The organism is Candidatus Infernicultor aquiphilus (assembly GCF_002784285.1).
Lineage (GTDB): Bacteria > Atribacterota > Phoenicimicrobiia > Phoenicimicrobiales > Phoenicimicrobiaceae > Infernicultor > Infernicultor aquiphilus.
Genome location: NZ_PFKO01000269.1, coordinates 1 through 6,032, shown reverse-complemented (window position 1 = coordinate 6,032; position 6,032 = coordinate 1). Strand labels below are relative to the sequence as shown.

General features: G+C 33.1%; 5 protein-coding genes. 2 read left to right on the top strand and 3 right to left on the bottom strand.

Features of this window, described 5'->3' with window-relative positions:
* The 3 genes from COZ07_RS07335 to COZ07_RS07325 form a co-directional block, all read right to left on the bottom strand.
* Positions 1-2,021 (bottom strand): DEAD/DEAH box helicase (locus tag COZ07_RS07335; protein ID WP_406607920.1); only part of this gene is annotated, 2,021 nt, incomplete at its 3' end.
* On the bottom strand, positions 2,012-2,641 hold the full coding sequence (locus tag COZ07_RS07330) for a deoxyribonuclease IV (RefSeq protein WP_406607919.1): 630 nt from the start codon (positions 2,639-2,641) through the stop codon (positions 2,012-2,014). The genes COZ07_RS07335 and COZ07_RS07330, both read right to left, overlap by 10 nt.
* Positions 2,642-2,704: 63 nt before the next feature.
* Positions 2,705-3,268 (bottom strand): hypothetical protein, encoded by a 564-nt coding sequence (locus tag COZ07_RS07325; protein WP_406607918.1) that lies wholly within the window; start codon positions 3,266-3,268, stop codon positions 2,705-2,707.
* A 465-nt stretch (positions 3,269-3,733) separates the two neighbouring features.
* On the opposite strand from COZ07_RS07325, the gene COZ07_RS07320 reads away from it, so the two are divergent.
* Both COZ07_RS07320 and COZ07_RS07315 read left to right on the top strand, forming a co-directional pair.
* Complete coding sequence (locus tag COZ07_RS07320) at positions 3,734-4,804, top strand: hypothetical protein (RefSeq protein WP_406607917.1); 1,071 nt, start codon at positions 3,734-3,736, stop codon at positions 4,802-4,804.
* Between the two features lie 154 nt (positions 4,805-4,958).
* Positions 4,959-5,561, top strand: coding sequence for a plasmid pRiA4b ORF-3 family protein (locus COZ07_RS07315; protein WP_406607916.1), 603 nt, complete (start codon positions 4,959-4,961; stop codon positions 5,559-5,561).
* Positions 5,562-6,032: the final 471 nt, after the last annotated feature.

Sequence of the window (6,032 nt, the reverse complement as noted above, 5' to 3'; positions counted from 1 at the left end):
ATAACATATAAAGGGACAACATTAATAAGCACATTGGCTAAAGCCAGAAGTCCACTACTTAGATTAAAATAAATTCCCTCTTTTTCCTGACGCCTAGGCCTAGATAGTTCATCAATATCTTTAATCATTAAGGAAAGCCAGTAGGCAGTAGTGTGCATTTCTTCGGATGGTAAAGATATTTCACCAAAACCGATATTTTCATGAGTATAAAACTTTATCTTTTTATATCGAGTAGACCTGGTAGTAATAGCCACTTCCCCATAAGCATGTTCCAGATCTAATTCTTCATTCTTCTCAAATAGATCTAAAACTTTTATATTGGTTTCCGTCTGAGCAACAGTATAATAATTAACCCTAACCTTCTCTGCATAGGCCTTCTGGCTTGGATAATCTAACTTATTGATAGCATATTGTTCGCCTTCGTGAAGGTAAATAGCCCCTTCGTATATAACAGTAGGCACACTTGCTCGATCTACTTCTCCGATAACCTGTTCTTGCTGATTGGTAGTATCTATAATGACAAAATTATCCATCGAGGTACTGCGTAAGCTTATCTCATCAGTAGGATAAACCTCGCTCATCCAATACCATTTCTTCTCTACATAATGAAGTACGCCTTCCTTCTCTAAATACTTCAAAATATCCGGGAGCTTTTTGGTTCCAAAATCTTCCCCTTCTTCGAAGGGCAATTCAAAAGAAGCACACCGAATATGACTAACTAAAATACTTAAATTATTGGGGTCAATAACTGCACTCTCTGGTGATTCTCCAAAAAAATAATCAGGATGCTTTATCACAAACTGGTCTAAGGGGTTACTGGAGGCAACTAAGATAGCCAGGGAGGTATTAGAGCGGCGCCCAGCTCTTCCGGCCTGCTGCCAGGTACTGGAAATAGTCCCCGGATATCCAGCCATAAAACAGACATCCAGCTGACCGATATCTATGCCTAATTCTAAAGCATTGGTGCTTACCACTCCTTTGATATCCCCATCTTTTAACCCCTTTTCTATCTCACGCCTTAAATTAGGCAAATATCCCCCTCTATAACCTCTTATAATATCTTTAGGTCTCCCGGTTTTTTCTAAAAATTCCTTTAAATAACTGGTCAAAACCTCCGTAGTTAGACGACTTCGAGCAAAGACAATGATTTGAAGATCATAATTTAAAAAATAAGCTACAAAACGCGCGACTTCTTTAATTAAACTCTTCCTAATTCCTAATTCTTTATTAATTACCGGAGGATTATAAAATAAAAAATGTTTTTCTCCCTGAGGAGCACCATTATTATTAACTAAAACAAAATCTTCTCCGACAATTTTCTGAGAAAGCTCCCGAGGATTAGCTATAGTTGCTGAACAACAAATAAACTGAGGACTCGAACCATAAAAGCGACAAATTCTCTTTAATCTTCTTATCACATTAGCTAAGTGGCTTCCAAATACCCCCCGATAAATATGAATTTCATCGATTACTACATATTTTAAATTTCGGAATAGTTCCAGCCATTTAGTATGATGAGGTAATATCCCCAAATGTAACATATCTGGATTAGTTACCACAATATGACCTTGCTTGCGGATAGCCTGCCGAGCAGAAGAAGGAGTATCTCCATCATAAGTATAAGTCTTAATCCCTTCATCTAAGGCAGAAATTAATTTATATAACTCACTTAATTGGTCTTGGGACAAAGCTTTAGTGGGAAATAAATAAAGTGCTCGACTATTTTTATCTTTTAAAATAGAATCCAAGACCGGCAGATTATAACAAAGAGTTTTACCGGAAGCGGTGGGGGTCACCACTACCACATTATTCTTGTTCCTGATCAATTTTAAGGCAGAAGCCTGGTGAGAATAAAGTTTGGTAATGCCTTTCTCTCTCAAAATATGTACTAATTTATCCTCTATCCATTCAGGAAAATCTTCATAAACCCCTGACTTAGCCGGAATATGTTTCCAAACAGTAAGACAAGAACTTACTCGATTATACTTCTTTAATTCATTTAAGATTTTTTCTACTGGCATATATTAAAACCTATCGTCTTTTCCACTCCTTCTCTATTAGAAAGGTCATATCCTGCTGCAAAGGCATGACAGGTATCGAAACATATTCCTATTCTCTTTCTATCTTTCGCCCCTTCCATCATCCTCTGTAACTGCCCCAAAGTATAACCCAAATGTGTGCCCGAACCAGCCGTATTCTCCAATAATATCATTGTCTTTAAATTTAAATCTGCACTCTTTTCCAAAATAATATTAAGGGCTCTAATGATTCTTTGAATTCCATACTCTTCTCCCCTATCAATATGAGCTCCAGGATGGGTAATTAAATAAGGGACAGCTAACAAAAGATTAGCCCTCTTCATCTCTTCTATAAAAGAATTAATTGATTTAAAATAGAGTTCGTCTAAAGGAGAAGCTAAATTAATTAAATAGGAGGTATGAATAAAAACTGGGTCAATATCAAGGATAGAATTCTTTAAATTTCTTTTAAATCTTTTAACTTCCTCTTGATCTAATATCTTCTCCTGCCAGGTAGCAGCATTCTTAGAAAATATCTGCATAGTATTACAACCTAATTCTTCTGCTCGAATAACTGAATTATCTATCCCCCCGGCAATAGAAACATGACATCCAATCTTCAAAAATTACTCCCTTTTCTTCAATATATCTCTCAGGTCAGGTCCACAATTGTAGACCCCTTCTCATTATTTTAACTGATAAATTTTATAATGCCCTGCTGATTGTAGCATTAGCCAGATTTCATTAAAAATATTATTAGTAGCTTTTTTACCTTGTTTAATATAATATTCCACTGCTTCCTTTTTAGTCAAACCTATTCCTTCTTCCACCACTAAAAATAATTTACCCTTATAATTATACTTTCTATTGCTTTTATTATTTATCCGTTCATTCAAAGAATCGCAAAACATCTGATTCGCTTCGGTTAAATAATCTTTTTTATCTTTATGCTTACGATCATAATTTTTATCCTTCTCCCGTTTCTTCATTAATTGAACTAACCCCCAAGCAGCTTTTGCTTCTTCTTTGTTATAATAAACCTGAGTAAGTTCAAGATTTAAATCATCGGTACAAATACAAGATGGTTCTCCTTGGATAGGATCACCCAATCTAACCAAATGAAAATCCTTTTTATTTTTTTTATTATATTCTTTTAAAAAAGTTTTATAAATCTCTTTTTCTGAAATTTTATACTCTGTCTCGGTCTCTGGGTCAAATTTGCTTTCTTTAACTGACTTATTAGGAAGCATTTTCTATTATTCCTCCAAATAATATAAAATATTTAGCTGTTCATTAAGAACGTTCAATAACAGTATTTTATAAACTAATTATTTAATATGGATATCTTTTCTCCCCTCCCATGTCTATTTTGTTTTTCAATAACAAAAATAAAAAAACTGGTATCATAAAAAGGTGAATGCAATTTAATAAAGTTTTATTTTTGTAATTATAGCATATAGAGGCAATCTTATTAAATACTTATTTATCTTTTCTTTTTATTTCTCTCTATTCCCTCTTTCCCTTACGCCTAGCGAATAGATTAAATTATCTTCTCCTATTTATTTCTCTTCTATCTTTATCTTTATCTTTATCTTTTATTTGACTGAAAACTAAAAACCAATAACCGATAACTTATTTTTATTAATTTTTAATAAAAAAAGAGGATTTTTGAAATTTTTATAGAATGTTATTTATATACGGTTTTTTAAGAAGAAATGTTAGCGTGGATTGGTGGCGAATTTGACTCAGAACATTTTGACCCAGATGAAATTACTTTTGATGACCCTGCTGAACGTTTTAAAATGGCCTTTGGTATTTGTAGAAACTGTATAAATAGAGCAGAATTGGATCATAAAGAAAAAAAGAATTATATTAAATATTTTTTTGATAAATATATTGCAAATGACCCCGACTATTTCCGAGAATATTATAGTTATACTCTAAGAGAGATATGCTACTCAAGAGATGATTTGGAATATTGGAAGAAACTGCTCAAACCTCATTTACCTAAGAATCTACCGGATAGCAGCCAATGGTGTAAATATTATCAGGCGAAGGAGACTTTAAAAATTCAACTTCACATCTTAGACTTACTTGACGATAAAAAGGAATTCTATGATTTAATAAAGAGACATTATCATCAGGACCAGGAATTTTGCCTTTATTATGCCAGTCGTTTAGAAAAAGACGGTAGGAGTAAAGAAGCAATTATAGTTGCGGAAGAAGGTCTTGGCCTTTTTCCTGATCATTTGTCCATAGAAATACGTAGATTTTTAAATAGGTTTTATAAAAAGCATTCTCCGGAGAAATATAAACAAAACCTCATAAACCTTTTTATTCAAGATAGAAACTGGAATGATTACGAAAGACTGAAAAAAATTTGTTCTGAGGAAGATTGGAAAAAGATACTTTCTATAATCATAAATGGTCTCTCAAAAGATAGATTTGGCAGTAAAGATACAATCATTAACATCTATCTAAAGGAGCGAATGTTTGAACAGGCGCTCAAGCAGGTTCTTGCTAAAAGAAGTCTTTTTACTCTGAATATGTATCATAAAGATCTATCGGAAAAATTCTCTAAAAGATACTTCGATGCTTATAATGAACTACTCATCCCTTTTGCTGACAGTAAGACGGGCAGACCGCACTATAGAGAGGTTATTAAGTATTTGAAACAGATGAAAAGAATAAAAGGCTTTGAAGATGAATTCAGTAAAGTGGTGAACTTACTTAAGACCAAGTATGCAAATAGACCTGCTTTTTTGGATGAGATAAAAGATATGTAGAATATAGATAATTTTACAAAAGATATTTTTTATTTTTATTTACTCGTTATCTAAAGGGTTTATTAAAATTTTATAGAATATAAATTACATATAACTTTAGAAATGTTATTACTCTTTTTGATAAAAAATTTATATTATGAGAAGGAGAATCAATATGAGAAAGAAATCTAATCTAATATATCAATTTAAGATTACCCTAAAGGATATCAAGCCACCCATTTGGCGGCGGATACAAGTTCCTAAAACCTATACTTTTTGGGAACTACATGTAGCTATTCAAGATGCTATGGGCTGGTATGATTGTCACCTCCATGAATTTAAATTAATTAACCCCTTAACCGATACAGAGATCAACATAGGGATTCCAGACGAAGAGTATGAAGATTACGAAGTTCTTCCAAGTTGGAAACAAAAAATAGCAAATTATTTTATTTTAGAAAATCAAGGGGTTAATTATATCTACGATTTTGGTGATTATTGGAAACACAGAATAACCTTAGAAAAGATGCTCCCTAGAGAAAAAAACATTACTTATCCCAGATGTATTGAAGGAAGAAGAGCTTGCCCTCCTGAAGATTGTGGTGGGCCTGATAATTATAATGATTTTTTAGAAAGTATAAGAAATCCTAATGATGAACAACACGAAGAAATGTTAGAATGGGTGGGAGGAGAATTTGACTCTGAGCATTTTGACCCAAATGAGGTTACTTTTGATAACCCAGCTGAACGTTTTAAAATCGCTTTTGGTAAAAAATAAACCATATTCTATGGTTATCTCCCAAAAACTAACTATTTAATACAACATATTTAACTTAAGCAGCAAATTTAACTCTAGAGGCCCTTTGAAAACTAAATAACAAAAATAAATGGTTATATAAAAGAGTAGAAAGCTCAGGTATAGGCCTATTCATCAACCCCTTTATCAATCTCTTACAGTTTATGGCCGAGATCTTAAACCCTAACCACACCTTTGAACGTACTTCTCCCCTTACCGGAAGATGATCTATCTTGTACCTCCTCCTTAGTACCGAAGGGAGACCCTGTTGACCCGACTTTGACAGTTGATTTTTTAAGATCCCTGATTTTATGCTGGTTTTCAAGGATTATGCAAAAATCGTTTTCACTAGGTAGTGTTTTTCCAAGACAAAAACTTAGGTAAATTTCTAAATCTCATTTAGCTGCATCTCCTATAAACAGATACCAAACTTTTTAAATCTATCTATCTTAA

Bases quoted from the DNA above. Each gene is read 5' to 3' on its own strand.
- COZ07_RS07325 (WP_406607918.1), bottom strand. From the start codon at position 3,268: ATGCTTCCTAATAAGTCAGTTAAAGAAAGCAAATTTGACCCAGAGACC.
- COZ07_RS07320 (WP_406607917.1), top strand. From the start codon at position 3,734: ATGTTAGCGTGGATTGGTGGCGAATTTGACTCAGAACATTTTGACCCA.
- COZ07_RS07315 (WP_406607916.1), top strand. From the start codon at position 4,959: ATGAGAAAGAAATCTAATCTAATATATCAATTTAAGATTACCCTAAAG.